At 43.8% G+C, this 26,587-nt stretch carries 28 protein-coding genes and 2 pseudogenes; 7 read left to right on the top strand and 23 right to left on the bottom strand.

Going from position 1 to position 26,587, the window contains the following annotated elements; translation table 11 throughout:
• Nucleotides 1-184: 184 nt before the first annotated feature.
• The 3 genes from lpxM to znuA all read right to left on the bottom strand — a co-directional run bounded on the left by lpxM (nucleotide 185) and on the right by znuA (nucleotide 3,583).
• On the bottom strand, nucleotides 185-1,153 hold the full coding sequence (gene lpxM / locus C5469_RS02470) for a lauroyl-Kdo(2)-lipid IV(A) myristoyltransferase (RefSeq protein ID WP_166301876.1): 969 nt from the start codon (nucleotides 1,151-1,153) through the stop codon (nucleotides 185-187).
• Nucleotides 1,154-1,304: 151 nt separating this feature from the next.
• Nucleotides 1,305-2,615, bottom strand: a complete 1,311-nt coding sequence (gene mepM / locus C5469_RS02465) for a murein DD-endopeptidase MepM (protein ID WP_166301873.1) — start codon at nucleotides 2,613-2,615, stop codon at nucleotides 1,305-1,307.
• 20 nt (nucleotides 2,616-2,635) lie between these two features.
• Nucleotides 2,636-3,583 carry a zinc ABC transporter substrate-binding protein ZnuA gene (gene znuA, locus C5469_RS02460; RefSeq protein WP_166301870.1) on the bottom strand — a complete coding sequence of 316 codons (948 nt, stop codon included), beginning with the start codon at nucleotides 3,581-3,583 and terminating at the stop codon, nucleotides 2,636-2,638.
• 76 nt (nucleotides 3,584-3,659) lie between these two features.
• On the opposite strand from znuA, the gene znuC reads away from it, so the two are divergent.
• Both znuC and znuB read left to right on the top strand, forming a co-directional pair.
• A complete protein-coding gene (gene znuC / locus C5469_RS02455) occupies nucleotides 3,660-4,424 on the top strand; it encodes a zinc ABC transporter ATP-binding protein ZnuC (protein ID WP_166301867.1) in 765 nt (254 codons plus the stop codon).
• Complete coding sequence (gene znuB / locus C5469_RS02450) at nucleotides 4,417-5,202, top strand: zinc ABC transporter permease subunit ZnuB (protein WP_166301864.1); 786 nt, start codon at nucleotides 4,417-4,419, stop codon at nucleotides 5,200-5,202. Before znuC ends, znuB begins: the two co-directional genes overlap by 8 nt.
• 203 nt (nucleotides 5,203-5,405) lie before the next feature.
• Here znuB and ruvB read toward each other — a convergent pair whose 3' ends face one another.
• From ruvB to aspS, 6 genes are all read right to left on the bottom strand, one after another.
• Nucleotides 5,406-6,413 (bottom strand): Holliday junction branch migration DNA helicase RuvB, encoded by a 1,008-nt coding sequence (gene ruvB / locus C5469_RS02445; RefSeq protein ID WP_054476613.1) that lies wholly within the window; start codon nucleotides 6,411-6,413, stop codon nucleotides 5,406-5,408.
• Nucleotides 6,414-6,428: 15 nt separating this feature from the next.
• Nucleotides 6,429-7,046 carry a Holliday junction branch migration protein RuvA gene (gene ruvA, locus C5469_RS02440; protein WP_166301861.1) on the bottom strand — a complete coding sequence of 206 codons (618 nt, stop codon included), beginning with the start codon at nucleotides 7,044-7,046 and terminating at the stop codon, nucleotides 6,429-6,431.
• 78 nt (nucleotides 7,047-7,124) lie between these two features.
• Complete coding sequence (gene ruvC / locus C5469_RS02435; protein WP_166301858.1) at nucleotides 7,125-7,646, bottom strand: crossover junction endodeoxyribonuclease RuvC; 522 nt, start codon at nucleotides 7,644-7,646, stop codon at nucleotides 7,125-7,127.
• A gap of 112 nt (nucleotides 7,647-7,758) precedes the next feature.
• Nucleotides 7,759-8,502, bottom strand: a complete 744-nt coding sequence (locus C5469_RS02430) for a YebC/PmpR family DNA-binding transcriptional regulator (protein WP_166301855.1) — start codon at nucleotides 8,500-8,502, stop codon at nucleotides 7,759-7,761.
• Nucleotides 8,503-8,638: 136 nt separating this feature from the next.
• The gene (nudB, locus tag C5469_RS02425) at nucleotides 8,639-9,076 is read right to left on the bottom strand and encodes a dihydroneopterin triphosphate diphosphatase (RefSeq protein ID WP_166301850.1); all 438 of its coding nucleotides are present in this window, start codon (nucleotides 9,074-9,076) and stop codon (nucleotides 8,639-8,641) included.
• Nucleotides 9,076-10,848: an aspartate--tRNA ligase gene (gene aspS / locus C5469_RS02420; RefSeq protein WP_166301847.1), complete on the bottom strand. Its 1,773-nt coding sequence runs from the start codon at nucleotides 10,846-10,848 to the stop codon at nucleotides 9,076-9,078. The genes nudB and aspS overlap by 1 nt, the downstream gene beginning before the upstream one ends.
• 297 nt (nucleotides 10,849-11,145) lie before the next feature.
• On the opposite strand from aspS, the gene C5469_RS02415 reads away from it, so the two are divergent.
• Nucleotides 11,146-11,544 (top strand): MAPEG family protein, encoded by a 399-nt coding sequence (locus tag C5469_RS02415; protein WP_054476624.1) that lies wholly within the window; start codon nucleotides 11,146-11,148, stop codon nucleotides 11,542-11,544.
• Between the two features lie 118 nt (nucleotides 11,545-11,662).
• Here C5469_RS02415 and C5469_RS02410 read toward each other — a convergent pair whose 3' ends face one another.
• Together C5469_RS02410 and C5469_RS02405 are read right to left on the bottom strand one after the other, a co-directional pair.
• Complete coding sequence (locus C5469_RS02410; protein WP_166301844.1) at nucleotides 11,663-11,944, bottom strand: type II toxin-antitoxin system RelE family toxin; 282 nt, start codon at nucleotides 11,942-11,944, stop codon at nucleotides 11,663-11,665.
• The gene (locus C5469_RS02405; RefSeq protein WP_036772782.1) at nucleotides 11,934-12,185 is read right to left on the bottom strand and encodes a type II toxin-antitoxin system Phd/YefM family antitoxin; all 252 of its coding nucleotides are present in this window, start codon (nucleotides 12,183-12,185) and stop codon (nucleotides 11,934-11,936) included. Before C5469_RS02405 ends, C5469_RS02410 begins: the two co-directional genes overlap by 11 nt.
• Before the next feature lie 196 nt (nucleotides 12,186-12,381).
• On the opposite strand from C5469_RS02405, the gene cmoA reads away from it, so the two are divergent.
• Both cmoA and cmoB read left to right on the top strand, forming a co-directional pair.
• Nucleotides 12,382-13,140 carry a carboxy-S-adenosyl-L-methionine synthase CmoA gene (gene cmoA / locus C5469_RS02400; RefSeq protein ID WP_166301841.1) on the top strand — a complete coding sequence of 253 codons (759 nt, stop codon included), beginning with the start codon at nucleotides 12,382-12,384 and terminating at the stop codon, nucleotides 13,138-13,140.
• Nucleotides 13,137-14,108, top strand: a complete 972-nt coding sequence (cmoB, locus tag C5469_RS02395) for a tRNA 5-methoxyuridine(34)/uridine 5-oxyacetic acid(34) synthase CmoB (RefSeq protein ID WP_166301838.1) — start codon at nucleotides 13,137-13,139, stop codon at nucleotides 14,106-14,108. Before cmoA ends, cmoB begins: the two co-directional genes overlap by 4 nt.
• A 60-nt stretch (nucleotides 14,109-14,168) precedes the next feature.
• Here cmoB and cutC read toward each other — a convergent pair whose 3' ends face one another.
• Nucleotides 14,169-14,915, bottom strand: a complete 747-nt coding sequence (gene cutC, locus C5469_RS02390; RefSeq protein ID WP_166301835.1) for a copper homeostasis protein CutC — start codon at nucleotides 14,913-14,915, stop codon at nucleotides 14,169-14,171.
• Between the two features lie 163 nt (nucleotides 14,916-15,078).
• A pseudogene (locus C5469_RS02385) lies at nucleotides 15,079-15,207 on the bottom strand (VOC family protein); the annotation flags it as partial.
• A 53-nt stretch (nucleotides 15,208-15,260) separates the two neighbouring features.
• Here C5469_RS02385 and C5469_RS02380 point away from each other — a divergent pair.
• Nucleotides 15,261-15,596 (top strand): toxin, encoded by a 336-nt coding sequence (locus C5469_RS02380; RefSeq protein ID WP_166301832.1) that lies wholly within the window; start codon nucleotides 15,261-15,263, stop codon nucleotides 15,594-15,596.
• The gene (locus C5469_RS02375) at nucleotides 15,597-15,911 is read left to right on the top strand and encodes a helix-turn-helix domain-containing protein (protein ID WP_166301829.1); all 315 of its coding nucleotides are present in this window, start codon (nucleotides 15,597-15,599) and stop codon (nucleotides 15,909-15,911) included.
• A gap of 15 nt (nucleotides 15,912-15,926) precedes the next feature.
• Here the strand turns inward: C5469_RS02375 and C5469_RS02370 are convergent, their stop codons facing one another.
• The 10 genes and pseudogenes from C5469_RS02370 to C5469_RS02325 all read right to left on the bottom strand — a co-directional run bounded on the left by C5469_RS02370 (nucleotide 15,927) and on the right by C5469_RS02325 (nucleotide 26,567).
• The gene (locus tag C5469_RS02370; RefSeq protein WP_166301826.1) at nucleotides 15,927-16,490 is read right to left on the bottom strand and encodes a VOC family protein; all 564 of its coding nucleotides are present in this window, start codon (nucleotides 16,488-16,490) and stop codon (nucleotides 15,927-15,929) included.
• A gap of 313 nt (nucleotides 16,491-16,803) precedes the next feature.
• Nucleotides 16,804-16,944, bottom strand: coding sequence for a hypothetical protein (locus tag C5469_RS23205; RefSeq protein WP_207628718.1), 141 nt, complete (start codon nucleotides 16,942-16,944; stop codon nucleotides 16,804-16,806).
• Between the two features lie 73 nt (nucleotides 16,945-17,017).
• The gene (locus C5469_RS02360) at nucleotides 17,018-17,758 is read right to left on the bottom strand and encodes a hypothetical protein (RefSeq protein WP_166301823.1); all 741 of its coding nucleotides are present in this window, start codon (nucleotides 17,756-17,758) and stop codon (nucleotides 17,018-17,020) included.
• Nucleotides 17,755-19,689 carry a lipase family protein gene (locus tag C5469_RS02355; RefSeq protein ID WP_166301820.1) on the bottom strand — a complete coding sequence of 645 codons (1,935 nt, stop codon included), beginning with the start codon at nucleotides 19,687-19,689 and terminating at the stop codon, nucleotides 17,755-17,757. Before C5469_RS02355 ends, C5469_RS02360 begins: the two co-directional genes overlap by 4 nt.
• 24 nt (nucleotides 19,690-19,713) lie before the next feature.
• The gene (locus C5469_RS02350; protein WP_166301817.1) at nucleotides 19,714-19,902 is read right to left on the bottom strand and encodes a hypothetical protein; all 189 of its coding nucleotides are present in this window, start codon (nucleotides 19,900-19,902) and stop codon (nucleotides 19,714-19,716) included.
• A 235-nt stretch (nucleotides 19,903-20,137) separates the two neighbouring features.
• Nucleotides 20,138-20,914 carry a DUF4123 domain-containing protein gene (locus C5469_RS02345; RefSeq protein ID WP_166301814.1) on the bottom strand — a complete coding sequence of 259 codons (777 nt, stop codon included), beginning with the start codon at nucleotides 20,912-20,914 and terminating at the stop codon, nucleotides 20,138-20,140.
• Nucleotides 20,911-22,923 (bottom strand): type VI secretion system Vgr family protein, encoded by a 2,013-nt coding sequence (locus C5469_RS02340; protein WP_166301811.1) that lies wholly within the window; start codon nucleotides 22,921-22,923, stop codon nucleotides 20,911-20,913. Before C5469_RS02340 ends, C5469_RS02345 begins: the two co-directional genes overlap by 4 nt.
• 218 nt (nucleotides 22,924-23,141) lie before the next feature.
• On the bottom strand, nucleotides 23,142-23,900 hold the full coding sequence (locus C5469_RS02335) for a hypothetical protein (RefSeq protein ID WP_166301808.1): 759 nt from the start codon (nucleotides 23,898-23,900) through the stop codon (nucleotides 23,142-23,144).
• A gap of 62 nt (nucleotides 23,901-23,962) precedes the next feature.
• Entirely contained in the window at nucleotides 23,963-24,718 is a 756-nt protein-coding gene (locus tag C5469_RS02330; RefSeq protein WP_166301805.1) for a hypothetical protein, read from the bottom strand.
• A pseudogene (locus C5469_RS02325) lies at nucleotides 24,715-26,567 on the bottom strand (lipase family protein). The gene C5469_RS02330 and the pseudogene C5469_RS02325 overlap by 4 nt, the downstream one beginning before the upstream one ends.
• Nucleotides 26,568-26,587: the final 20 nt, after the last annotated feature.

Here is a 26,587-nt window from a genome sequence, read left to right as displayed (position 1 = left end):
GGGGCAATTTAAATTCTCAAACTGTAATGATGACTTTCACATATATACCCAATGGATTTCAAGATGGATCGCGACGGCAAGGGAGCGAATCCCCGGGAGCATAGATAACTCTGTGACCGGGGTGAGTGAGTGCAGCCAACAAAGAGGCAACTTGAAAGATAACAGGTATATCTCGTGATTAGAATCACAGATCTTCTCTGTTATACGGCTCAATATCACCCTCTTTCCGGGTCTTAAGCAATTTAAGTATCCAGGTATATTGTTCAGGATTTGGTCGCACTAATTGTTCTAATTCTTCATTCATCCGGCGAGCAATAAAAGCATCATCTTTGCCATCAATATCATCCATTGGTGGACGAATATAAATATCAAGCTGGTGAGTACGGTAATTATAAACCGGAAACAAGGGAACAATAGCCGCACGACAAACTTTCATCAATCGCCCAATTGCCGGTAATGTTGCTTTATAAGTTGCAAAGAAATCGACAAATTCACTGTGTTCTTCACCATGATCCTGATCAGGAAGATAATATCCCCAGAAACCCTGGCGAACAGTGGTGATAAAAGGTTTAATTCCAGCATCACGGGAATGTAAGCGACCACCAAATTGACTGCGAGCTTTATTCCAAAAATAATCTGATACTGGGTTTTTTTGATGATGAAACATAGCCGCTGCTTTCTGTCCACCCGCCGTCAGTAATATCGCAGGAATATCCACAGCCCAGCCATGAGGAACCATGAAAATAACGTTTTTTCCCTGCTCTTTCAGTTGAAGAATAATCTCTTCGCCATGCCAATGAGTCCGGTTTAACGTTGATTTTGTACCACGTAAATAAATTTCAGCTAACATGACAAAAGGTTGAGGCGCGGTAGAAAACATTTTATCAATCAATGCTTCGCGCTGCTGTCCAGTCAATTCCGGCATACAGTAACACAGGTTTATTCTCGCTCTGCGACGCGCCCCTTTTGCAAATTTACCAGCCAACCATCCTATTTTCGCCAACAAAGGATCACGCAGTTTAACTGGAACATAAGCTAGCCCAGCCAACACCCCCACTCCCGCCCATATTCCCCAGTAACGAGGATGCAGGTAGGATTTATGAAATGTCGGCACATAACCCACTTTACTGTCTGTATCTGTCTCTTTATGCATGAGATAACTCTTTAAAACAAAACGATAATTTGCCATTTTAATACAGGAATCTATATCAACAAATGTCAACATATCTTGTTCTGCAATACAAAACGACAGCGGATGATATCAATCATCCGCTTTAAAGTCTGTTATTTATGATCAGTTAAACTCAATCCAGCAAAAGCTGAGGTGTCACCTCTTTCACCGTCGCCAGGAATTCTGTGCGTTCTTTACCACTCAGACCACCAGAACGCGGCAATTTCGCAGTTAATGGATTTACTGCCTGCTGATTGTTCCAGAATTCATAGTGCAAATGAGGGCCAGTAGAACGACCGGTACTACCGGACAGTGCGATACGATCACCGCGTTTCACTTTCTGCCCCGGTTTCACCAATAGTTTTCTCAGGTGCATATAGCGGGTGGTATATTGGCGACCATGACGGATAGCAATAAAGTTACCTGCTGCCCCATTATATTTAGAGACAATAACCTCGCCATCCCCTACCGCCAAAACAGGGGTTCCCACTGGCATGGCAAAATCCACACCTTTATGCGGCGCAACCCGACCTGTCACCGGATTCACACGCCGGGGATTAAATTGGGAAGAGACACGGAATTGTTTGGTTGTTGGAAAACGCAAAAAACCACGCTCAAGACCGGAAGCCTCTCGATCATAAAAACGACCATCTTCCGCACGGATTGCATAATAATCTTTACCACCACTATTCAAACGAACACCAAGTAATTGACTTTGTTCACTGTGACCATCCAATATTTCACGGGAAAGTAGTACAGAGAAACGATCGCCTTTACGTAATTTACGCAAATCTATTTGCCATTGTAGTGCCTTGGTGACTTCACGTGCTTCGCTACTGGTTAAACCCGCATTTAAAGCACTGCTGGTAAAGTTATTATCAACAACACCTATAATAGCGCTATTTTTCCATTCACCTTTTTGAAACTCTTTCGTTTCTTTAAATACATCACCTTCACGGGTATAAATGCGGGTTTCTCGACGGGAAACACCCCAGGTCAGGCTTTGCAAGTCACCCGTTTCGTTTACTGTCCATGACAATGGCTGTCCGATATTAAGCCCCCGTAACACGCGGTGCTGATTAGCCAGTAACGCCACATCAGAAGAGTCGATACCAAATTGAGTCAGAATACTACTGAGAGTGTCACCGTCAGAGACAATATATTCATGCGGAGTTTGAGCGGTGGCTTCCGAATTGGTTTCCTCATCAGGAATACCTTCATCCGGTAATTGTTCACTACTATCCGCAATAATCTCATCGGTATTTGCTGCGGGAGTATTGATAGCAATGCTACCCGTTGTGATTTCTTCTTGTTCATGATGATAAGCAATCGGCTGCCACATCGTGACAACCAATGTTGCTACAGTCAACGAACCAAGCATAATCTTATGCGGTCGCGGTAACTCCCTATACACCAGAACGATAGTTTTAACTATCTGTTGCACTAATAGAATTCCTTATTACTCTAATTCAGGCAACCTGCGTACTGTTCCGACAACTGAGTTATAAATTTCATATAGCTGTCCTTATCCAATACAATGCGGCTTCCTAACGGGTCTAAAGTGCCCATGCGCACTCCCGTATCTTTCGCGACAACATTTATCACGGTCGGCCTGAATTGTGGCTCAGCAAAAATACAGGTTGCTTTTTGCTCAACCAATTGTGTTCGTATGTGATGTAATTTTTGTGCGCCAGGTTGTATTTCAGGGTTAATCGTAAAATGCCCTAGTGGAGTCAGGCCATAATGCTGTTCGAAATAACCGTAAGCATCGTGAAAAACAAAATACCCCTTACCGCGCACCGGTTTAAGAATATTAGCAATATTTTTGTCAGTTTGCGCAAGCTGAACGTTGAATTTACGTAGGTTTACGTCCAGTGCAGCTTTTTTATGCGGATAGTGCATCAATAATTGGTCATGGATCGCCTGAGCAGCCTGTTTCACTATTTCTGGCGATAGCCAGATATGCATATTATATTCGCCATGAGAATGATGTTCATGACCGTCTTCATGTTTATGCTGATCTGGTTCGTGTAAATCTTCATTATTTTTCAGCAATAATGGTTTAATCGTTGGCAATTGTGCTAAAGCCAGCTGCTTATCTTGTGGAACTTTGGCTAACGGTTTAGACAAAAAGACTTCCATATCAGGTCCAACCCACACAACTAAATCTGCCTGATTAATTTTCTTAAGATCGGACGGTTTCAATGCATAATCATGCGGTGATGCGCCATCAGGTAACAGTACCTGTGTATCAGTTACCCCATCTGTTATTGCAGAAGCAATAAAACCCAACGGGCGGATTGAGGTTACGACATCAGCACTAGCGGATTGTATTGTTCCTGACATTAAAACCGTGGCAATCGCAGCTTTGCAGAAAAATTTGTGCGTCAGTTTATATGATTTGTGTAACATAATGTAAATATCTCGTGGACATAAGCAAGAATTGTTATATTATAACATCTCAATGTTCACGCAAGATATATTTAGCATGCCTACACTTATCGCCTTAAAAAATGTTGCCGTTACCTTTGGCAATCGTCAGATACTAAACAATATTTCCCTCAGCTTGCAACAAGGGAATATCCTGACTTTGTTAGGGCCTAATGGTGCCGGTAAATCAACATTAGTCCGTGTTGTTCTGGGGCTTGTTGGGCCGTCATCCGGCACCATTGAACGTACCGATGGGTTAAGAATCGGCTATGTTCCACAGAAGTTGCATCTTGACCCCACCCTGCCATTAACCGTCAAACGCTTTATGATGCTGAAACCCGGTGTAAAATCTGCCGATCTATTGCCAACACTTGAGCGGGTCAAAGCTGCTCATCTATTGCAACAACCCATGCAAAAATTATCCGGCGGAGAAAGCCAACGGGTTTTATTAGCCAGAGCGCTATTAAATAAACCCCAATTATTAGTTCTTGATGAACCAACACAAGGAGTCGATGTTAATGGTCAATTAGCGCTCTATGATTTAATCAATCAAATTAGAACTGAATTGAATTGTGCTGTACTTATGGTATCCCATGATTTGCATCTGGTAATGGCGAAAACAGATGAAGTTTTATGTCTTAATCAACACATTTGCTGTTCCGGTACACCTGAAGTCGTTTCTATTCACCCTGAATTTATCGCTATGTTTGGTCACCATGGGGCCAGACAATTAGCAGTATACCGACATCAGCATAATCATCATCATGATCTGAAAGGGGAAATTGTTTTGAAAAATAACAGGGAATGTGCCACTGATGCTTGAATTATTACTTCCCGGTTGGCTAGCAGGAATATTATTAGCCATTGCGGCTGGGCCATTAGGTTCATTTGTTGTCTGGCGCAGAATGTCTTACTTTGGCGATACTCTGGCGCATGCCTCATTACTAGGCGTTGCTTTCGGATTATTGCTAAATATTAGCCCTTTTTACGCGGTTATCGCTGTCACGTTGATATTAGCAATCATTCTGGTCTGGCTGGAAAAACGCCCTCAACTGGCAATTGATACTTTATTGGGAATTATGGCCCACAGCGCATTATCATTAGGACTGGTCGTTGTCAGTTTAATGTCTAATGTGCGAGTTGATTTGATGGCTTATCTGTTTGGTGACTTACTGTCAGTCACTTATGAAGATATCTGGTTGATTGCGATCGGTGTCGCTATTGTCACCACACTGCTGTTTTGGCAATGGAACGCCCTGCTTTCTATGACCGTCAGCCAAGAAATAGCTTTTGTCGATGGCATTAAAATACAGCGGCTGAGAGTACTGTTAATGCTGGTAACCGCGTTGACCATTGGCTTGGCAATGAAGTTTGTCGGCGCTTTGATTATTACCTCGCTCCTGATTATTCCAGCCGCTACCGCCCGCCGTTTTGCCCGTACGCCTGAACAAATGGCAGGTATCGCTATTGCAACGGGTATAATCTCCGTCACTGGCGGATTAGCCTTTTCTGCCCTTTACGACACCCCAGCCGGGCCTTCTGTTGTTCTGTGCGCTGCGGTGTTATTTATTATCAGCCTGGTCAGTAAAGCAAGAAACTAATCATACCCGTTATCTTTCAAGTTGCTTCTTTGTTGGCTGCACTCACTCACCCCGGTCACATAGTTATCTATGCTCCCGGGGATTCGCTCCCTTGCCGTCGCGATCCATCTTGAAATCCATAAGGTATATATTCCCATTCCCCAATTTCTTATTTCTACAAGGAAAACAAGAATGGGATGCCCTTGAAGGCGTCCCTATTCCCATTACTCCTGATCTTTAACCATACCAAAATGACGGTAAGCATGATTGGTGGCAATTCGTCCACGGGAAGTACGCTGAATAAAACCTTGCTGAATCAGGAAGGGTTCCAGCACATCCTCAATTGTTTCCCGCTCTTCGCCAATGGCGGCGGCAAGGTTATCCACCCCGACAGGACCACCCATAAATTTATCAATGATGGCAATCAGTAACTTACGATCCAAATAATCAAAACCCGCAGAGTCTACACTCAGCATATCCAGCGCTCTGGTAGCAATATCACCATCAATGGCACCATTCCCTTTTACCTGGGCAAAATCACGCACCCGCCGCAATAAACGGTTTGTAATACGCGGCGTTCCACGAGAACGCATAGCAACCTGCCGCGCCCCATCGTCAGTAATATCGACCCCCATAAAACGAGCGCTGCGTGAGACGATACTTTGCAAATCATCCACGTTATAAAATTCAAGCCGCTGCACAATACCGAACCGATCACGCAATGGAGAAGTCAAAGAACCTGCGCGGGTAGTAGCTCCAATCAAGGTAAAAGGAGGCAAATCAATTTTTATCGAACGGGCTGCCGGTCCCTCACCGATCATAATATCCAATTGATAGTCTTCCATTGCCGGATAGAGAATCTCTTCCACTACCGGAGACAAACGGTGAATTTCATCAATAAACAGCACGTCGTGAGGTTCAAGGTTCGTCAACATTGCCGCCAAATCGCCCGCCTTTTCCAAAACAGGGCCAGAAGTTGTACGGAGGTTCACACCCATCTCATTAGCAACAATATTCGCCAGCGTGGTTTTCCCTAACCCCGGCGGGCCAAAAATCAGCAGATGGTCAAGAGCATCACCCCGCTGTCTGGCAGCCTGAATAAAAATCTCCATCTGCTCACAGACTTGCGGTTGCCCGACATATTCAGACAACAATTTAGGTCTGATGGCCCGGTCAATGGCTTCATCGTCTTGCAAAACTTCCGCAGAAACCAGACGGTCAGCTTCAATCATGGCTTACCCCTACAACTAAAGAACTGCGCGAAGTGCTTCGCGGATAAGTGTTTCACAATCCGCCCCCGGTTTAGCAACCTTACTTACCATTCGGCTCGCTTCCTGTGGCTTATAGCCGAGAGAAACTAATGCAGCAGCAGCTTCCGCTTCTATATCAGCATCAGCAGTTGTCTGTTTAGCCGTTGCGGGCAGATCAATATCACTGCTCTGATTGAACAAATCGCCATTAAGCCCTTTAAAACGATCTTTCATTTCAACCACCAGCCGTTCAGCGGTTTTCTTACCCACACCGGGCAATTTAACCAGAGAAGCTATCGCCTCTTTCTCAATCGCAGAAACAAATTGCTGCGCAGACATGCCTGAAAGAATCGCCAGTGCCAATTTAGGCCCTACGCCATTCACTTTAATTAATTCACGGAACAGCGCCCGCTCTTGCTTATCATTAAAACCATAAAGTAATTGCGCATCTTCACGCACCACAAAGTGAGTAAACAAGACAGTTTCCTGTCCGATATCAGGCAATTCATAAAAACAGGTCATTGGCATATGCACTTCATAACCCACGCCATTCGTTTCCAATAAAACTAACGGTGGTTGTTTCTCCAGCACAATTCCTCTGAGACGCCCTATCACTTGTTTACCCCCTGAAAATAAAACTGATTATTCTGCTAATGCTTATAACACAAAAAAGGCTGGATGCATATCCAGCCATTATTTTAAACGCCCACGTGCCAGAATTAATCTGGGGTCACCAACACGCAAAAGATTCTGATTAAAATGACAATGAGTTATTGCAATTGCCAATGCATCTGCCGCATCTGATTGCGGATTAGCAGACAATTTCAGCATAGAACGCACCATATGCTGAATCTGACTTTTTTCAGCGGCCCCGGTTCCAACAACGGTTTGTTTCACCTGTCGGGCGGCATATTCAAAAACCGGTACAGATTGATTAACCGCAGCAAGAATAGCCACCCCACGCGCCTGCCCTAACTTCAGGGCTGAATCAGGGTTCTTCGCCATAAATACTTGCTCGATAGCGAAAGCATCCGGTTGGAATTGTGTAATAATTTCAACGATACCGGCATAAATGCGCTGTAATCGGCTCGGTAGATCATCAACTTTGGTACGGATACAACCACTGCCAAGATAAATCAGATGGCGCCCTTGCTGACGGATCACACCATAACCGGTGACACGGGAACCAGGGTCGATACCTAAGATGATCGCCATATCTGTTTATTCACCTTCGATTATCACCGCTAATTAAAAGGGTGATAAAAACATTAGAGAAAGTGCCCTGAACAACAGCACACTTTCTCTACGCTGTACAACCCAATTGAAATTACAGCAAAGCCGCAACTTCATCAGAGATTTCACCGTTATGGTAAACCTCTTGCACATCGTCTGAATCTTCCAACATGTCGATCAGACGCAGTAACTTAGGTGCGGTTTCCGCATCCAGTTCAGCTTTAGTCGAAGGAATCATTGAAACTTCTGCTGATTCAGCAACAAAACCCGCTGCATCCAACGCATCTTTCACATCACCAAAAGTTTCTGGTGTCGTGTAAACATCAATAGCGCCATCATCATAAGTTTCTACATCATCAGCACCCGCTTCCAATGCCGCTTCCATAACCGCATCTTCATCCAGTCCCGGAGCATAAGAAATCACCCCTTTCTTGGTGAACAAATACGCAACAGAACCATCAGTTCCCAGATTACCACCGGTTTTGGTAAAAGCATGACGAACGTCAGAAACAGTACGGTTACGGTTATCACTCAAACATTCAACCATTACCGCAGTTCCCCCCGGACCATAACCTTCATAAATGATGGTTTCCATGTTATCCCCATCATCGTTGCCAACACCACGAGCGATAGCACGGTTCAAGGTATCGCGGGTCATGTTGTTGGACAGCGCTTTATCAACCGCCGCACGCAGACGTGGGTTCGATGCAGGATCGCTACCACCCAAACGGGCAGCTGTTACCAACTCACGGATAATTTTGGTGAAAATCTTACCGCGTTTCGCATCCTGTGCGGCTTTACGGTGTTTGGTGTTGGCCCATTTACTATGACCTGCCATAAGGTTCTCCGATAAAATATCTATTCATATACCTTTCATCCTTCAAGTTGCTGCTTTGTTGGCTGCGTTCACTTGCCACCGCGCTGCAAATTGAAATCTATTGGGTATAGACTCAAAACCTAATTTCAATAGGTTTTTAATCAATAACAAATTCTTCAATTGCCTGCCGATTGCTCCATGACTTAGTGAGCTTTGCCGCTTTATCCGCATCCAGCCACTGATAAGCCTGGTGTTCAGTCAACAGGAATTCACGCTCTTCAGGCAATGCCAGACAGAACCAGTACTCTTTATTACGGGTTACTCCCGGAGCATAGCGATGGCGCAAGTGGATAAAAATCTCAAAATAAAGGGAACGCTGGCAATCTATCAGTTCAAGATTTTCACCCATGATATCAATACCAACTTCCTCTTGCACTTCGCGCAATGCCGTCTCGCGCGGCGTTTCATCTCCGTCAAGGCTGCCAGTCACAGACTGCCAGAAATCAGGATCATCACGCCGCTGTAACATTAGCACCCGTCTGCTGGAAAATGCATAAATAACTACCAGCACAGATTCAGGGCGCTTATAAGCCATTATTCACTCTCTTTTCTGGCAACTACCGAGATTGCCAATTCTTCAAGGGCCGCTGTATTGGCATAGCTTGGTGCTTCAGTCATCAGACAAGCGGCAGCCGTTGTTTTAGGGAACGCGATAACATCACGGATGTTGTCAGTACCTGTCAGCAACATCACCAGACGGTCAAGACCAAATGCCAAACCTGCATGTGGTGGCGTACCAAATTTCAGTGCATCCAACAGGAAGCCAAATTTTTCCTGCTGTTCCTGCTCATTGATACCCAAAATGCGGAACACAGTTTGTTGCATTTCGTTACGATGAATACGCACTGAACCGCCGCCTACTTCATAACCATTAATTACCATATCGTAAGCATTGGCAATCGCCGAAGTCGGATCTTGCGCCAATTCTTCTGCTGACATATTACGCGGTGAAGTAAATGGATGATGCATTGCACTCAGACCACCTTCTTCGTTATCTTCGAACATTGGGAAATCGATAACCCACAGCGGTTGCCAACTATCCAATTTCGTCAGATTTAGGTCACGACCCAGTTTCAGACGCAACGCACCCAAGGCATCAGTGACTACTTTTATACTGCCAGCACCAAAGAACAAGATATCGCCATCTTGTGCACTGGTACGGGAAAGCAGCCCTTCAATCACTTCTGCATTGAGGAATTTGGCTATCGGACTTTGTACCCCTTCCAGACCCGCAGCTCGCTCATTAACTTTTATCCATGCCAGCCCTTTAGCGCCATAAATTCCAACAAATTTGCCATATTCATCAATTTGTTTACGGCTCAGTTCAGCGCCACCCGGTACCCGAATCACGGCTACACGACCTTTACTGTCATTTGCCGGCTCAGCAAAAACGCTGAATTCCACATTCTTAACCAAATCAGCAACATCAACCAATTCTAATGGATTACGCAGATCAGGTTTATCAGAACCGAAACGACGCATGGCTTCTGCAAAAGTCATGACCGGGAAATGTCCTAAGTCAACGCCTTTAATTTCAAGCCACAGTTCACGGATCATTTTTTCCATCATTTCCCTTACCTGCTCAGCAGTCATAAAGGAAGTTTCCACATCGATCTGAGTGAATTCTGGCTGGCGATCTGCACGCAAATCTTCATCACGGAAACATTTAACAATCTGATAATAGCGGTCAAAACCGGACATCATCAGCAATTGCTTAAATAATTGCGGAGACTGAGGCAATGCATAAAATTTGCCTTTATGAACACGGCTTGGTACCAAATAGTCACGCGCGCCTTCCGGTGTCGCTTTAGTCAGCATTGGGGTTTCAATATCCAGGAAATCCTGACTGTCCATGAAACGGCGAACAAAACTGGTAATTTTAGCGCGGGTTTTTAAGCGATTTGCCATTTCAGGACGGCGTAGATCAATATAGCGATATTTCAGACGCTGCTCTTCACTGTTAGTCTGATTGCTGTCCAATGGCAGAGGTTCGGAACGGTTGATGATATTCAGGCTTTCCGCAAAAACCTCGATCTCACCGGTAGCCATATCTTTATTGATTTGACTGTCAGGACGGGCGCGTACAGTACCGGTGATTTGAATACAAAACTCATTACGCAATTCAGCAGCCTGAGAAAATGCGGCTTGCTGATCCGGGTCAAAAAATACCTGAACGATACCTTCACGATCACGCATATCAATAAAAATCAGTCCACCCAGATCACGGCGGCGATTTACCCAACCACAAAGAGTCACCTTCTGGCCTTCATGGGTCAGATTCAACTGCCCACAATAATCAGTACGCATACAATATCCTTTTACTCGGCTGTTGTGCTGTTGCTGCGGAAATTTTGGCATCGTTCTTGAATTTGGAAAATTCTTTTTCAGAGCTTAAAAAATTCAGAACTGTCAAAAAAGGCCGCTATTATAATAGAAATTCTGCTCAGAGATAAGGGCAGGCAATTACCCTTGATTATACCATTGCCTTGATGTCTGATAATCAGGCAATTTATTTTCAATTACTGTTTTTTTATAGCGACAGTTTTATTTTTGCAGTTTATCATTACTTAATTGGCCAATTTCGGTTAGGCAATGGGGTTAAAAATGGTTAGCTCGCTTTATGTTGTGTTGGGCGCACTATTATTGATTAAGCTGTCTTTTGATGTGGTTAAATTAAGAACACAATATCGAGTCTCATATGGAGATGGCGGCTTCTACGAATTACAAACAGCTATCCGTATCCATGGCAATGCCGTGGAATATATTCCTATTTCCATGTTATTGCTGGTCATGATGGAGATGAATGGTTCAAATGTGTGGATGATACATGTTTGTGGTTTGATCCTACTCATCGGAAGATTGTTACATTATTATGGCCTGCACCACCGTGAGTTCCGCTGGCGACGTTCAGGCATGGTAGCAACCTATCTTTCAATGGTATTAATGATCATGGCTAATATTTACTACTTGCCTTGGGAGCAGATATTTTCTCTTTATGTCTAATATTTCCGGCACTATTTTACAGGCAGCAAGTTCTGCTGCCTATTACTCCAACTGTCGCTATTCCATATGAGGCAGACTTTCCAGCGTTGATATGCAAGCGAGTAAGTGTTATGTTTTTTTACCGCTCATTGGCGAGGGTATAAACTGCATTTCCGGCCCGTTTACCAATAGCAATTACCAGCAAAATAATCTTGCTATCATTCACTTCATAAACCAAACGGTAGCCAGAAGACCGCAATTTAATTTTGTATCGGTTAGCTCGCCCACTTAACCTTGCTGACGGCACATGAGGGTTTTCTAAACGTTCAGCCAGTTTTTTCTTTAGCTGTTCCTTGACTGGATGAGCTAACTTCTTCCACTCTTTTAAGGCCCGCTTTTCAAATTGTAGGCTATAGCTCATCTAGGTTCACACTGACAAATTCAGCATCTTTTAAACGTTCATCCGCAATTCTATTTAGTGCGGCATCCTCAGCCAGTTCCTGATAGTAGGCGAATAACTCAGGCGGCACACAATAAAACGCAGGTTCATTCCGATTAAGTATTGCGACAGCCTCACCTTCTCCCTGCAAATAGGTCCCCATTGGGTTACGTTTCAAATCGGTAATACTTGCCGCTAAATTTGTTAAGATCTGATATGCCATACACCACCTCGCGCTTTTATGTAAGCAAACAATAGGTCATTTAAAGGTGCTTTTCAATGTGTCTTCACTTTTTTATATAAAATCAGAAGATCCCCTATGCTAACTGACCATTAAAGAAAGAGAAAATTGGTTCAAGGTCAAGCTTTACATCTGTTAGAATGCCGCCTTCTATTTTTTTCTGATAATCAATGCTGTTATGTCAAATCAAGATCCTCACAATCAAAGGGATAGCCTGTTTGCAGCGCCTATTGCCAATTTAGGTGACTGGAGTTTCGATGAACGGGTTGCAGAAGTATTCCCTGATATGATCCAACGTTCTGTGCCAGGTTATTCAAATATCGTTTCCATGATTGGTATGCTGGCCAGTCGTTTCGTGACATCAAACAGTCAAATTTACGATCTGGGTTGCTCTCTTGGCGCATCAACCTTGGCAATGCGCCGCAATATTACAGCGGAAAACTGTAAAATCATCGCAGTTGATAATTCCCCCGCAATGGTAGAACGCTGTCGTCGCCATCTTGATGCTTTCCGCGCGCAAACACCCGTTGAAGTCATTGAAGCTGATATTCTTGATATCAACATTCAGAATGCTTCTATGGTCGTGCTGAATTTCACCTTACAATTTCTCAACCCGCAAGATCGGCAAGGTTTGCTCAACCGGATTTATCAGGGATTACGTCCCGGTGGCGTTCTGGTCTTATCAGAGAAATTCAGCTTTAAAGATCAACAAATTGGTGAGTTGTTGTTCAACATGCATCTCGATTTTAAACGTGCTAACGGATACAGCGAATTAGAGATCAGCCAGAAGCGCAGTATGCTTGAAAATGTGATGTTGACCGATTCAGTCGAAACACATAAGTCTCGCCTCCATCAATCTGGTTTTGAACATGTTGAAGTCTGGTTTCAGTGTTTCAACTTTGGCTCATTGCTGGCGATAAAAGGAGCCGGTCAATGATCGATTTCAGTAATTTTTATCAACTTATAGCGAAGAATGATCTTAAGCACTGGCTCAATTGCCTGCCGGCCCAACTGGATGAATGGCAAAAAGCTGCCCTGCATGGCAGTTTTAAATCGTGGGTAAAAACCCTGGAAAACCTGCCAGAAATTTCACCAACAACATTAGACCTAAAAAACGGTGTGATCGCAGAACGCGATCCCGCACTATCTGAAGGTGAAGAAACCTGTATTACAAATATATTGCGAGTATTCATGCCATGGCGCAAAGGGCCATTTTCTCTTTATGGTGTGAATATTGATACCGAGTGGCGTTCAGACTGGAAATGGCAGCGAGTGCTGCCCCATATTTCCCCATTAACGGGTCGAACAATTCTTGATGTTGGCAGCGGCAGTGGCTATCACCTCTGGCGTATGGTGGGTGAAGGCGCTGAACTTGCCGTGGGTATCGATCCAACTCAGCTTTTTCTCTGTCAGTTTGAAGCCGTCAGAAAGTTACTGGGCAGCGATCAGCGTGCGCATCTTTTGCCTTTAGGAATCGAACAATTGCCAGCTCTGGCCGCTTTCGATACGGTTTTCTCGATGGGGGTCCTCTATCACCGCCGTTCTCCACTCGATCACCTCTGGCAGTTGAAAAACCAACTGGTATCCGATGGCGAATTAGTCCTGGAAAGTCTGGTGGTTGAAGGTGATGAAAATACCTGCTTAATCCCTGGTGAACGCTACGCCCAAATGCGCAATGTCTATTTCATTCCATCAGCAAAAATGCTGAAAGTCTGGCTGGAAAAGTGTGGTTTTGTCGATGTAAGAATCATCGATCAAGCAGTGACCACCACGAAAGAACAACGCCGTACTGCATGGATAAAAACGGAATCATTATCTGATTTTCTTGATCCTACGGACAACAGCAAAACCACCGAGGGTTACCCTGCACCTCTACGTGCAATATTGATTGCCCGTAAGCCCTGATAATTTGATGTGAGAACTGGCCCAACAGGGTCAGTTCTCAAATTTACTTAACAGCAGGATTTATTCAAATAAAGTTAAACTCAACATCCCCTTCATCACCTCTACTGCACCACCATCAACACAATAATGTGAAAATTCATCCACTTCATTGTCCGCACTCATCGTAACCCCTGCTTTGCGGTAAGTCATGGTAGAAGGCATAATCCGACCCGCTGAGCTATGAACTTCCGTTAACCCTATGTCGATAAATTTATGGATATTACTAAGGCGAACACCTGCACCTGCCATAATAATTGGCCCTTGACTGGCTTGATGAAGTTCTTTCAATAATGGTAATCCCAATTCAGCATTTTGTTGCTGACCGGAAGTCAATATCCGTTTAACACCAAGCTGAGTTAGCTGGTCCAACGCAACATAAGGATTAAAACACATATCAAATGCACGGTGAAAAGTAACAGCCATATCACCAGACAATGCCATCAATTGTTGCATACGCGGCAAATCAATATGCCCTTCTTCATCCAATATGCCAAAAACAACCCCCTCAAATCCCATATCACGGATCTGAGCGATATCATTTTTCATCACCTCAAAATCTGAATGGCTGTAACAAAAGTCTCCCCCTCTTGGGCGAACAATGGGGTGTACAGGAATACTTAATTGCTCAATCGCCTGCTTTAATGTACCAAAACTCGGTGTTAATCCTCCTTCCGCCGGACTAGCACACAACTCTATCCGGTCAGCCCCAGTCTGTTGCGCGATTAATGCGCAACCTACGCTAAAACAACAAATCTCTAACTTTGTCATCAGAAGTTCCTTAAACACCAGGTCATTAGCAAGCAATGAATCTAAACGATTCAGTAAGTCAATTCACTAACTATGGCATTTAACTATCTCCAATGATTTGTAGGAAATCACAAGGTCAGAATTTTTCTCTGAATCGCAGGGATGAAGAAGTTAATTTTGCCGACTAGTGCTCACTTTCAACAATTTCACGCAATGTAAATGGGTGAAACTTGATAGAGATCTCACCATCAGTAATCGCTAAGGTGGGATTAGGCAGCCGCTCTTGCTCCCCTTTGGGCTGACTCTGTTTAACTATCCCCAACTTGGGTGTATATTATATTCAAGTTGGGGACAGATGGATAAGTGATGGAAGCGATATTTATTGAACTACCACCCTTTGAACGTTACCGCCATAACTACCTAAGTGATGAGGAGTTTCGAGCCTTCCAAAATATGCTGTTGAAAGATCCAACAGTAGGAGACGTTATCCAACACACTGGCGGATTACGTAAGGTGCGTTTTACTGATTCCCGAAGGAAAAAAGGAAAACGGAGCGGTATTCGGGTAATTTACTATTGGTGGGTATCTGAATCGCAATTCATACTTTTCACTATCTACGATAAAGATGAAATGTCAGATTTGACTAAAGAGCAACGCGAATCTTTACGTCAAATGTTGGAAATGAGAAAAAAGGGGGCATAAATGAGCCGTGATCTATTTGCAGAACTCAATGAAGGAATGAAAGCTTGGGAGGAAGCTAATAAAGGCAAACTCACATTGAAAACTCACAAGAGAGTGTTAAAAAATGATATCTCCATCAATCCGGATGAGTTGAAATCCATCCGGAGTAAACTGAATATTTCTCAGGCTGTTTTTGCCCAGTACCTGCATACCGGTGAGACAACATACCAAAACTGGGAACAGGGACGGGCTAAACCGAATAAACAAGCAGTATTACTGATTAAAATGGTGGATCGCCACCCGCAGGCACTAGAATTCCTTGCCAGCCTCACATAACGATATCACTTTAATTCATGTAGCCAGGAATTCACTTTCAACAATCTCACGCAATGTAAATGGGTGAAATTTGACGGTGATTTCACCATCAGTAATCGCTAAGGTGGGATTAGGCAGCCGCTCTTGCTCCCCTTTGGGCTGACTCTGTTTAACAGAAAAACCTGTCGGCAAAGGTTGCGGTAATAACGCCTTTGCTGCTGCTGATAATATTTCGGGAGCCACAGGCAACACCAGTTCTACATGTTCCCAACCCTGATGCGGGTAAATTTTCTTACCCGGATAGGGCAATTCAACACAATCAATTTGCCAATTAAGTACCGCAATTGGCTGCACTAAATCAAACAGACAAATCGGACGCCCATTAATAATATTTTCTGACATCAAACTACCACATTGCAAAAAACCTTTACGCCAACGTTCCGCTACAGATATATCATGACAACGTAAGGAAATATGATCAGCTTGATATTGCTCAACATGCAAATTAAGCCGCTGTTTAAACCGTGCCAATTTTTGCGCAAATATGGCCAGATCAGCCACTAAATCCTGTAATTCAACAATAGAAGAAAAATGAGCCATATTATCCCAGTTAAAATGCTATAGATTGGTACCCTTCCCTTGGCCTCTAATCGCCCAAGAGTTCCAAAGACTTGCCGCTATTCAAACTTCGAATGATACTCTCAATTTATAGCAAATTGAAATTTAGTACGCTCTCAATAAGTTCCTGATTCTCTGCTGGCTTCTTGCAGTGCCTGCGGACATTTACCTTGATGATGAATAGACACGATTTATCTGCGGGTATGGCTTCAACCGGGTGCTCACTGAAGTCAAAGATTTTACCGAGCATCAATTTAAAACCATGACTTTGCCCACCGCCGGCCAGACGTTGGTTCTAAACTGCCTGCTGACGGCGCTGGACAAACAGTTTCGCCTCCGCATCTTTCTGAAAAAGCCAGTTAAAAAAGGTATCGCCTAACGCCCAGTAAATAAAAGAGAGAAATAATAAGAGCAACGTTATTTTCAATATCTTCATACTAACGATTCCTTTAGAACACAGTGTTCTCGTGTTGGTGTTTAGATAAACTGGTGATATAGCCTTCGTGACATTACTTTATTTTCCAGTAGTCTATTGTCTGGCGATTAAGGTCAATTCGCCCATCCGGGTATTCAACCCATTCCTTCCCTTTAGTAATAGTTATTTTCGGCATCTTGGTTTCATCTAATTTAGGTTTATAAGTAATTCTCCATTTAGCGCCTGATACTAACCTCAATCTAAAGGGATACATATCAACCTTACCCTGCAAGAATACACTCTTCGGGAATTTTTCAGATATTTCCAAAACAGGATAAATAACCGGACTAAAGTCAATAGTATTTAATGCCGCGATTTCGCTAATATTCGTCTGGACAGCATCATTGATAAATGCGGTTAAACCAGTTCCCGTATACGGCACAGCATCTTTTACCAAATGGCGTACATCGGTATACCCCACTGCCACAGAAGCTTGATTGATTTTCCATTTACACCATCCTCCACCATTGAAAGGTAATTTCGCCTGAAAATAACCGGTTTGCGGATCAGCTTTTACATCCAAATCCAACCCATAATAAGTCGGCACCTTATAAGGTGACATGCCTGCATCCAACTGATATCTAAGACAGTCTTTTGAGATATACTGCGCGGACACATACGGTTTGGTATATTTCGGCACGACACCTTCCACAGTAATTAACTGTTCCTTCCCGGCAGATGAAAAGGGAAAAAGCCAGTTAAAAAAGGTATCGCCTAACGCCCAGTAAATAAAAGAGAGAAATAATAAGAGCAACGTTATTTTCAATATCTTCATACTGATAGTTCCTTATTATCGCAGTAATGTTGTAAGGCCAGTGTGCCTTGTTCTTCCTGTTGGCTGACGGTCAGTGATTTTATTAACTGTTTGTCCATATCCAGAAAATAGAGATTACGATAATAAATGTTGTCAGGGATAAGCATCTTATCATTATCCATTTTCGCCTTAAATTGACGCTGACTGTCCTGATAGACCGTAATCTTATCCGGTTCGCATAACTCTCTGAGACGATTATCAATATAACCTGCATATTTATACGAGCTATGATTAGAAAAGCCAAATCTCCCTTTTAAATCAGCCCCTCTGTTTTCAACAAACAGTTCTTCTTTTTCTTGTTGACTGAGCTGATTAAACAACGCATTTTGCTGCTCACCGGCCAGAGAAAAATCTTTTTCTGTTTCCGGGTTTAATTCAGGAATTAAATACAACTTGGTGGTGTTATTCAATACTTCTTCGGTCACTCCAGCCACACCCATTATAAAGAGGACATTCCTGGCGGAAATCAGCCATTCTGGGCAACTGTTAGCTTGAAAGAAATGAACAACCTTACCATGATGCAAATAGATTTCTTTACTGTCAGTCGCTTGTTTAATGGCTTTAAAAATCGGTGACGGTGGCAACAACTTTATCATTGCCCATTCATACCCCGCCGGCGCCCAGTAATTAAAAAATCTATTATCCATATCCTGTTCAAAAGGTACCGAAGGGATCGGGTCATCTTCATTTACATGGCGATAATGGATAATGGCAGACAATTCCTCTACCGCACTGCGGGTCAATGTTCTCGGCATCCTATAACTGTAAAGACAAGGATTATGTTCTTTCAGTTGCGCACTGTGCAGTAATGCCAGTGCACCACCCAAACTATGGCCACAAATAAATAATCGTTTGTTTGTAACCAAATTGGTGATATCTCGAAACACTGTTTTAGTTTTAGTTTTATCACTGGGAACGATTAACCTCCCACCCAGATTAAATGCCTCCCAAAACCCTCTATGCACTTTGCCGTGATGAATAAACTCACTGCATAATGCTTTGTCATCATCGCAGCTTAAAGCCAATGGTTGGAAAGTGGCATCAGTCAGGTAATTTTCCAGAGTAACCGTACCTCGCCAACTGATAATCACATCTTTCTTACTGGCAGCATAAAACAGTTTGGTATCACCCTGTTTATTATCCCCTGCTTGTGAATCAATAAATTCCACCCGGGTATAACGTTCGCTAAACGGCACATTATAAACCACAGGGGTCGCCGATGCTTTTTCCACCTGATAAGGCAATTTCGAAACATCCACCATTTGCCGGTTAAAAAAGTGAGTCACAGATCCTTCAACATTAACATCCCCATCAGCGTAGGCTAGCACGCTCATCAAACACTGATTATAAGCATTCACAATGGAATACTCTTTCTGATGATGCAACAGCAAAACCCAGGCCCGGAATGGACAGACTTCCAATACATACCGCTGATTTAACGGATGGACCTGATAACCTTTTGGTTCCGGATTAGGGAAATGATAAGGCGGTGGAATGTCTTTAGGATCGTTCCAATCCTTAATCACCGGCACTCCATCACTGATTTGCCCGATAGTCACATAGCGATATTGATGGCCTTCGGCTTCTGCTTTTGGCTTCACCACCGATGCCTCTTCTCCCCGTATTTCTCGCAATGGCCGTTGTTCCATCTCATCCGCCAATGGCTGAGCACCGATATACAAAGTGACTGGATGGGGCGGCATCTCTTCTTCCCTTAATAATCCATTGCCATCGGTAACCCCTTTACGTCCCATCAGAGGATTCCCCCGAACTTTCAAACGGTAAGGCATATTAACCAGCGGTTTTCCCTGTTCATCCACCAGCTGAAATTCTATCCAGTGTTTCAGAATGTTTTTACAGTCAATATGATCGAGTGGACCTAATTTGCTCATCGATATGATTTCCTTCTTTTGACATTACATATAAGCACGCAGCCCAAACATCATGTTCTGAAAGTCCCGCAAGACTTCCCCCGTCCGAGCATCAATCACTTTCATCATCAGAAAAGCGCCTGCACTGATGAAACCAACATAGATATCCCGCCAGAAATGGAAATGATGGATTGCGTCACCAAAGAAATAAGATAGTAAAAATCTTATTACCACAGACAAAAAGCACCGCTTATGCCATGAGTCATGGTGCATTGAACGACAGGAAGATAAAAATATATCCCCATCAATTAATCCCTTCGAACAAAGGGAACGGAATTTGAAATTTCCTTCATACTGTTCATATGATGGAACTCAAATTATAGTTATTAAGCTATCATCAAATAGCAAGAAAATTTTTCATTTTTTTAATATCACTATGACCATTTATCATAGCGACCAATGACATCATCTATTCATTCAAATATTGTTCATCAAGCCTCTGCAAATAATCTGCACGGGTCAGGTTGCTAATATCACCTCCATTTTCTAAACGCGCTTTTAGCCAATTAATAATCCCTTCCACTAATTGTCCCTCTGGCTCATCCAGCTTTTCAGCTAATTTTCCGTGGTTTTCCCATATATCATTACTGATCACAAATGCCTTTCCTTTCAAGGCATAATCGGAATGATGCCAGGCGTGCAGCAAATGACTCCCCAAAACAAAAGGCTGTTCACTCCCTCCGTGACCACAATTTTCAGGACGGGAATACTTCCGGGGTTCAGGGACATCGATCATTAACTCACTCACCGGTGTTAAAAATGCCGCCCAATCACTGATTATCATTGCCGGTAATAACTGACTGAAAACTCGGGGGTCCATACTACGCAAAATCACCTGCCTCTCCCGCAATATCACCTGCTGGCGCGAACGCCAGTGATTAAGCTGTTGGGTCCACACATCCTCACTACGATAAGCCCAACCCCAGCTGTTATCGCTCAGAGTTTGGCTATCAAGCAGATGACCGATTATTGATAAGCAGCCTGACTTGGGCTGAACCAGCCAGGGACCTTGTGCCAGAATATGCTCCATCGGTGTACCGCTATATAGTGGAAAAGCCTGCTCTACCCAGTCATTTTTATAAAAGAGATTGACGGGATTTGGCTCTGCCAACGAGTTGAGCATAAAGAAAACAGGGGGCTTATCAGGCGTAGTCAACCACTGTTGCCAATTTATGGCAGTATTCATACATCCTCCTGGTTATCGATAATCCAGTTAGTTTCTTGTTGAGCCTGCACAGCACAACATGGCCTGACTGGAGATTTTATATCAGGCAAGGGTTCTACACCATCCGGCAGTTGCAGAGACAAACCACGCCCGGCACCGGCGGAGCCTTGCCCGACGGATAAATCCGGGGAAGTCAGAATACCGCCGGGAGTTAACCGGATAAAATGACCGCCGACTTTTAACGTAATCTCTGACGCCGCTTCCAATACCATTTTTCCGCCACTTTTCAGATGCGTTTCCTGACCACTTTCAGCGACTAACGCTTCTCCGGTCTGTAAATGCTGACTGCCGGTAATACGGTGTGACACGTTGCCATCAGTGCTGTGCTTAATTGAACCAGTGATTTTTTGGTGATCATCAGCATGAATTTCACTGTAACGGTTATTATCGATCCGTTGTTTATGGTCATGTTTGATATGCCAGTAAGCATCATTCTGGATATGGGCGGTCAAATCTTTCTGCCCGTGCAGGTAAATCTCTTGCTGGTCTTCAGCATCCTCAAACCGCAATTCATTAAAGCCTTTTCCTTTGTGGGTCCGGGTCTTAAAGGTGGTGCGGGTTTTTTCGGCGGGTAAATCCAGCGGCGGACGATTCAGACCGTTGTAGGTACAGCCGGTAACAATCGGACGATCAATATCACCATTCAGATAGGAAACAATCACCTCCTGACCAATGCGAGGAACCGCCATAAAACCGTAACCGTTACCATTCCAGCCCTGCGCGAACCGTATCCAACAGGCGGCGTTTTCATCGGCCTTATCATAACGATCCCAGTGAAAATGGATACGAATACAACCGTCTTCATTAACATAAATCTCTTCCCCTGCCGGGCCAACCACCGTGGCGACTTCATCACCATCCGCCAGCGGTTTGTAACGATATAGCGGTCGCCAGTCCTTATAGCCCGAAATAAAACTGAATTCGTTATGCAGATAAGTGCCTGACTCTCTGCTGGCTTCTTGCAGTGCCTGCGGACACTTACCGTGATGATGAATAGACACGATTTGCCAGCGGGTATTTATGGCTTCAACCGGGTGTTCGCTGAGGTCAAAGATTTTACCGGGCATCAGTTTAAAACAATGACTTTGCCCGCTGCCGGCCTGACGTTGATTCTGGACTGCCTGCTGACGGCGATGGACAAACGGTTTCGCCTCCGCATCTTTCTGAAAACGACCGTAGCTTTCAAAGATCGAAAACAGGGTTTTCTGCCCCGCAACACGTCGATCGGTATCGGCCCAGTGCGTCAGGAAGTAAGCAGGATTTTGCGGATTTCTATCCTTATAAATAACCCGTTGCGGGGTCATGGAAACACCCAGATGCACCTGATTGATCACATTCATTTCTGTGGCAGTCTGTATCTGGGGATTGTAGACCAGCGGTAAATTGGCGGTCATGCCTAAGTGGCTATCACTGAAAAACAGTTTGTGGTCTTCAAACCAGAAATTCAGCCCTTCTTCGGCGACTAACCGGGCAAAAAAGTCATAATCGGACTCCCGTTTCTGCGTCACATATTCACGTGTGTAATGAAACTCATCCAGTTGGGAATCAGCCAGCACCTGATGTTTTTTTAGCAAACTATTAAGAATGGCCGGCACACTTTGCTGATGATAAATCCGGCTATCCTGATTCAGAGTCATTCGCCAAAGCGCGGGCCGGACAGTGAGGGAATAAAGGGTACGATGAGCATGAGTCTCTCTTAATACCGCCTGGGCGATAACACCACTGACCTGACGTTGTTCAACGCCATTAAAAACCACCCGGAATTTCACCGACTGTAATAACAGTGATTCTAAATCAATATCGGCCCGTTTGCTGACCAGAGTTAAGGACAGCGTAAACAGCTGGGACAATTCCTCCTGCAAAGAAAATTCAGCGACCGCAAACGTTTTCTCCGGCAAATCGGTAACCTGACAGAGAAAATGTAATCCATCGTTCAGCTCCGCGTTTAATAAAGTGTGGGATGCGTTCATTACATTTCCTTATTTATAAGGTTGATATTTATATTTAAACAAATCAGTGATAAGACCTTTTCAGCATTATTTTATTTTCCAATAGTCAATAGAATCTCTGTTAATATCCACCCGGCCATCTTTCAATACCGGTAAGTATTTTTTTGTATTTACCATAGTCGGCTTTCCTCAATATCTACAGAGCTATCCGTATGAGTGTCAAAGTTATATTTCCCCGCTTATTTTGCTGGAGGTTTTGGTGCCGTTATTTTCCAGTAATCTATTGATTGCCGATTCAGATCAATTCGCCCATTAGGATACTCAACCCACTCGCCCTTGCCATCAGTCACAGTAATTTTCGGCATTTTGGTTTCATCCAATTTAGGTTTAAAGGTAATTTTCCATTCCGCTCCCGGTGTTAATTTCAATCGAAAGAAACGCATGCCTACTTCACCCTGTAAAAATACGCTTTTCGGCAATCCTTCAACTAAATCCAGAACAGGGTAAATAACCGGGCTAAAATCTATGGTATTCAGTGCCGCTGTTTCGCTAAGGCTTGTTTGGACCGCATTGTTGATAAATGCGGTTAAACCTGTTCCTCCTCCTCCGTCGTATAGAACCGCATCTTTCACCAGGTGGCTAACATCGGTATAACTCACCGATACAAAAGCTCGATTGATTTTCCATTTGCACCGACCTCCACCATTGAAAGGTAATTTCGTCTTAAAGTAACCGGTTTGCGGATCAGCTTTCACATTCAAACGCAATCCATTATAAGTCGGCACCTTATAAGGCGACATATCAGCATGCAGCTGATATTCAAGGCAATCTTTTGAAATATACTCTGCCGATACATGCGGCTGTGTGTATTTCGGTGCCACCCCTTCTACGGTAATCCATTGATTATCTTTTGGGGGCGAAAGCGGTTCATTCGGGTCAGCACAGCCTGAGATTAATGTGGCTAACAATACCGGGAAGTATTTTTTTGTATTTACCATAGTCGGCTTTCCTCAATATCTACAGAGCTATCCGTATGAGTGTCAAAGTTATATTTCCCCGCTTATTTTGCTGGAGGTTTTGGTGCCGTTATTTTCCAGTAATCTATTGATTGCCGATTCAGATCAATTCGCCCATTGGGATACTCAACCCATTCCTTTTCTTTAGTCACGGTGATCTTCGGCATTTTGGTTTCATCCAGTTTAGGTTTAAAAGTAATTTTCCATTCCGCTCCCGGAACTAACGTTAACCGAAAGGGGCGCATTCTTAATTCCCCCTGCAAGAATATTCTTTTCGGGAACTTCTCAACCATCTTCAATACAGGGTAAATAGTAGGACTGTAATTAATGGTATTCAATGCCGCCGTTTCGCTAAGATTTGTTTGAACTGCATCGTTGATAAACGCGGTTAACCCCGTTCCTCCCCCTCCTTCATATATTACAACATCTTTCATCAGATGACTGACATCGGTATAACTCACCGATACAAAGGCACGGTTGATTTTCCATTTGCACCGACCTCCACCGTTGAAAGGTAATTTCGCCTGAAAGTAACCCGTTTGCGGATCGGCTGTCACCTTCAAACGAAGTCCGTTATAAGTTGGCACTTTATAGGGCGACATATCAGCATGCAGCTGATATTCAAGGCAGTCTCTTGAGATATATTCTGCCGATACATGCGGTTGGGTATATTTCGGTGCCACCCCTTCCACTGTAATCCATTGATTATCCTTTGGGGGAGAAAGCGGCTCATTCGGATCAGCACAACCTGATATGAATATGACTAACAATACCGGGAAGTATTTTTTTATATTTATCATGGTAAATGATCCTCAATTCCGACAGCATTTTCTGCATAGCGCGTTAAAGCCAATAAGCTTTGTTTGTCCTGTTGAGTGCAAATCAACGCTTGTTTCAACTGGTGGTCCATCTGTAAAAATAATGTATCGCGTTGTCGAATATCAGCAACAATATCGGTCCTTTCACACAATGTTTTTTCAAATAATTGTGCCTGATCCCGGAAAAAGTGGTATTTCTCCGGTGCAACCAGTTCTGCTAATCGAGCACCAATATAGCGGGCATATTTCAGTGAACTGTGGTCTGGGAAGCCCAGGGCATCTTTTAAAGTCGGGTTTTCATTCAGCGGAAACCATTTAGCTTTATCTGCCTCACTGATTTGTTGAAAAAATCTTTTCTGAATATTCCCAGCCTCTTTCAGATTACTTTCTGTTTCAGGGTTGAGTGACGGAATTAAATACAATTTTGTTTTGGTCGGTAAAGTAGTTCTGAGCCGTACATGATTACTTGGGTTACGTTCTTCCAGCCACTCAATAACCAGATTGATTTTACAAAAATGTACTATTTTTCCATGATGCAGATACACTTCCCCGCTGTCGGTAAAATCCAGCAATTCAATGGGGCTAAACAGATAACCTAGCGGCCCCCAACAACGATAAAGCCAGTTATCCAGATTTTTTTCCGGTGGCACAGCGGGGACCGGATCATCTTCATTCACATGGCGATAGTGGGTAATAGCTGCCAGCTCTTGTACTGCACTGCGCGTTAATGTTCGTGGCATCCCGTAGCTGTAGAGACAGGGATTATATTCTTTCAGCTGTGCCCGCAAATAAATAACCTTTTGCTTGCGACCAAATCCAAAATATCATTGAAGACGGCTGTAATACTGTCACTAGGGATTGTTAGCTTTTCAACCAGACTAAATGCTTCCCAAAACCCTTTATGCACTTTACCACTGTGAATAAACCCGCTACACAGGGCTTTTTCATCACAATCTAACCCCAAAGGCTGGTATGCTGCATCCGTGACAGCATCCGTCATGTTAGTTGTACCCCGCCAACTGACAATTACATCACGCTGGCTGGCCGCATAAAACAGCTGGGTATTACCTTGCTTATTATCTCCGGCTTTTGAATTAATAAACTCCACCCGGGTATAACGTTCACTAAACGGCACATCATAAACAATCGGGGTTGCCGACAATGTCTCTACCTTATTAGGCAGCTTCGAGACATCCACCATCTGCCGGTTAAAAAAGTGAGGCACTGAGCCTTCTACGTTGATATCCCCGCCCGCATAAGCCAATACGCTCATCAAACACTGATTATAGGCATTCACAATGGAATACTCTTTCTGATGATGCAACAGCAAAACCCAGGCCCGAAATGGACACACTTCCAATACATACCGCTGATTTAACGGATGGACCTGATAGCCTTTGGGCTCCGGGTCCGGGAAATGATAGGGAGGTGGAATTTTTTTAGGATCATTCCAATCATCAAGCACCGGCAACCCATCACTAATCTGCCCAATCGTCACATAGCGATATTGATGACCTTCCGCTTCTGCTTTTGGTTTCACCACTGACGCCTCTTCTCCCCGTATTTCCCGCAATGGCCGTTGTTCCATCTCATCCGCCAATGGCTGAGCACCGATATACAAAGTGACTGGATGGGGCGGCATCTCTTCTTCCCTTAATAATCCATTGCCATCGGTAACCCCTTTACGTCCCATCAGAGGATTCCCCCGAACTTTCAAACGGTAAGGCATATTAACCAGTGGTTTTCCCTGTTCATCCACCAGCTGAAATTCTATCCAGTGTTTCAGAATGTTTTTACAGTCAATATGATCGAGTGGACCTAATTTGCTCATCGATATGATTTCCTTCTTAC

Origin of the sequence: Photorhabdus cinerea (assembly GCF_011189575.1) — a bacterium.
Classification (GTDB): domain Bacteria; phylum Pseudomonadota; class Gammaproteobacteria; order Enterobacterales; family Enterobacteriaceae; genus Photorhabdus; species Photorhabdus cinerea.
The sequence above is the reverse complement of the archived record's forward strand: the minus strand, read 5'-3'. Positions and strand labels throughout refer to the sequence as shown.

Coding starts and splice junctions, on each gene's coding strand:
- C5469_RS02410 (WP_166301844.1), bottom strand. CDS start 11,944: ATGAGCTATAGCCTACAATTTGAAAAGCGGGCCTTAAAAGAGTGGAAG.
- C5469_RS02380 (WP_166301832.1), top strand. CDS start 15,261: ATGGAAGCGATATTTATTGAACTACCACCCTTTGAACGTTACCGCCAT.
- C5469_RS02360 (WP_166301823.1), bottom strand. CDS start 17,758: ATGAAGATATTGAAAATAACGTTGCTCTTATTATTTCTCTCTTTTATT.
- nudB (WP_166301850.1), bottom strand. CDS start 9,076: ATGGCTTATAAGCGCCCTGAATCTGTGCTGGTAGTTATTTATGCATTT.
- C5469_RS02370 (WP_166301826.1), bottom strand. CDS start 16,490: ATGGCTCATTTTTCTTCTATTGTTGAATTACAGGATTTAGTGGCTGAT.
- C5469_RS02375 (WP_166301829.1), top strand. CDS start 15,597: ATGAGCCGTGATCTATTTGCAGAACTCAATGAAGGAATGAAAGCTTGG.
- ruvB (WP_054476613.1), bottom strand. CDS start 6,413: ATGATTGAAGCTGACCGTCTGGTTTCTGCGGAAGTTTTGCAAGACGAT.
- cmoB (WP_166301838.1), top strand. CDS start 13,137: ATGATCGATTTCAGTAATTTTTATCAACTTATAGCGAAGAATGATCTT.
- cutC (WP_166301835.1), bottom strand. CDS start 14,915: ATGACAAAGTTAGAGATTTGTTGTTTTAGCGTAGGTTGCGCATTAATC.
- znuB (WP_166301864.1), top strand. CDS start 4,417: ATGCTTGAATTATTACTTCCCGGTTGGCTAGCAGGAATATTATTAGCC.
- C5469_RS02355 (WP_166301820.1), bottom strand. CDS start 19,689: ATGAGCAAATTAGGTCCACTCGATCATATTGACTGTAAAAACATTCTG.
- C5469_RS02345 (WP_166301814.1), bottom strand. CDS start 20,914: ATGAATACTGCCATAAATTGGCAACAGTGGTTGACTACGCCTGATAAG.
- C5469_RS02330 (WP_166301805.1), bottom strand. CDS start 24,718: ATGATAAATATAAAAAAATACTTCCCGGTATTGTTAGTCATATTCATA.
- C5469_RS23205 (WP_207628718.1), bottom strand. CDS start 16,944: ATGAAGATATTGAAAATAACGTTGCTCTTATTATTTCTCTCTTTTATT.
- C5469_RS02340 (WP_166301811.1), bottom strand. CDS start 22,923: ATGAACGCATCCCACACTTTATTAAACGCGGAGCTGAACGATGGATTA.
- aspS (WP_166301847.1), bottom strand. CDS start 10,848: ATGCGTACTGATTATTGTGGGCAGTTGAATCTGACCCATGAAGGCCAG.
- ruvC (WP_166301858.1), bottom strand. CDS start 7,646: ATGGCGATCATCTTAGGTATCGACCCTGGTTCCCGTGTCACCGGTTAT.
- C5469_RS02405 (WP_036772782.1), bottom strand. CDS start 12,185: ATGGCATATCAGATCTTAACAAATTTAGCGGCAAGTATTACCGATTTG.
- znuC (WP_166301867.1), top strand. CDS start 3,660: ATGCCTACACTTATCGCCTTAAAAAATGTTGCCGTTACCTTTGGCAAT.
- C5469_RS02430 (WP_166301855.1), bottom strand. CDS start 8,502: ATGGCAGGTCATAGTAAATGGGCCAACACCAAACACCGTAAAGCCGCA.
- lpxM (WP_166301876.1), bottom strand. CDS start 1,153: ATGCATAAAGAGACAGATACAGACAGTAAAGTGGGTTATGTGCCGACA.
- C5469_RS02415 (WP_054476624.1), top strand. CDS start 11,146: ATGGTTAGCTCGCTTTATGTTGTGTTGGGCGCACTATTATTGATTAAG.
- znuA (WP_166301870.1), bottom strand. CDS start 3,583: ATGTTACACAAATCATATAAACTGACGCACAAATTTTTCTGCAAAGCT.
- C5469_RS02335 (WP_166301808.1), bottom strand. CDS start 23,900: ATGGTAAATACAAAAAAATACTTCCCGGTATTGTTAGCCACATTAATC.
- cmoA (WP_166301841.1), top strand. CDS start 12,382: ATGTCAAATCAAGATCCTCACAATCAAAGGGATAGCCTGTTTGCAGCG.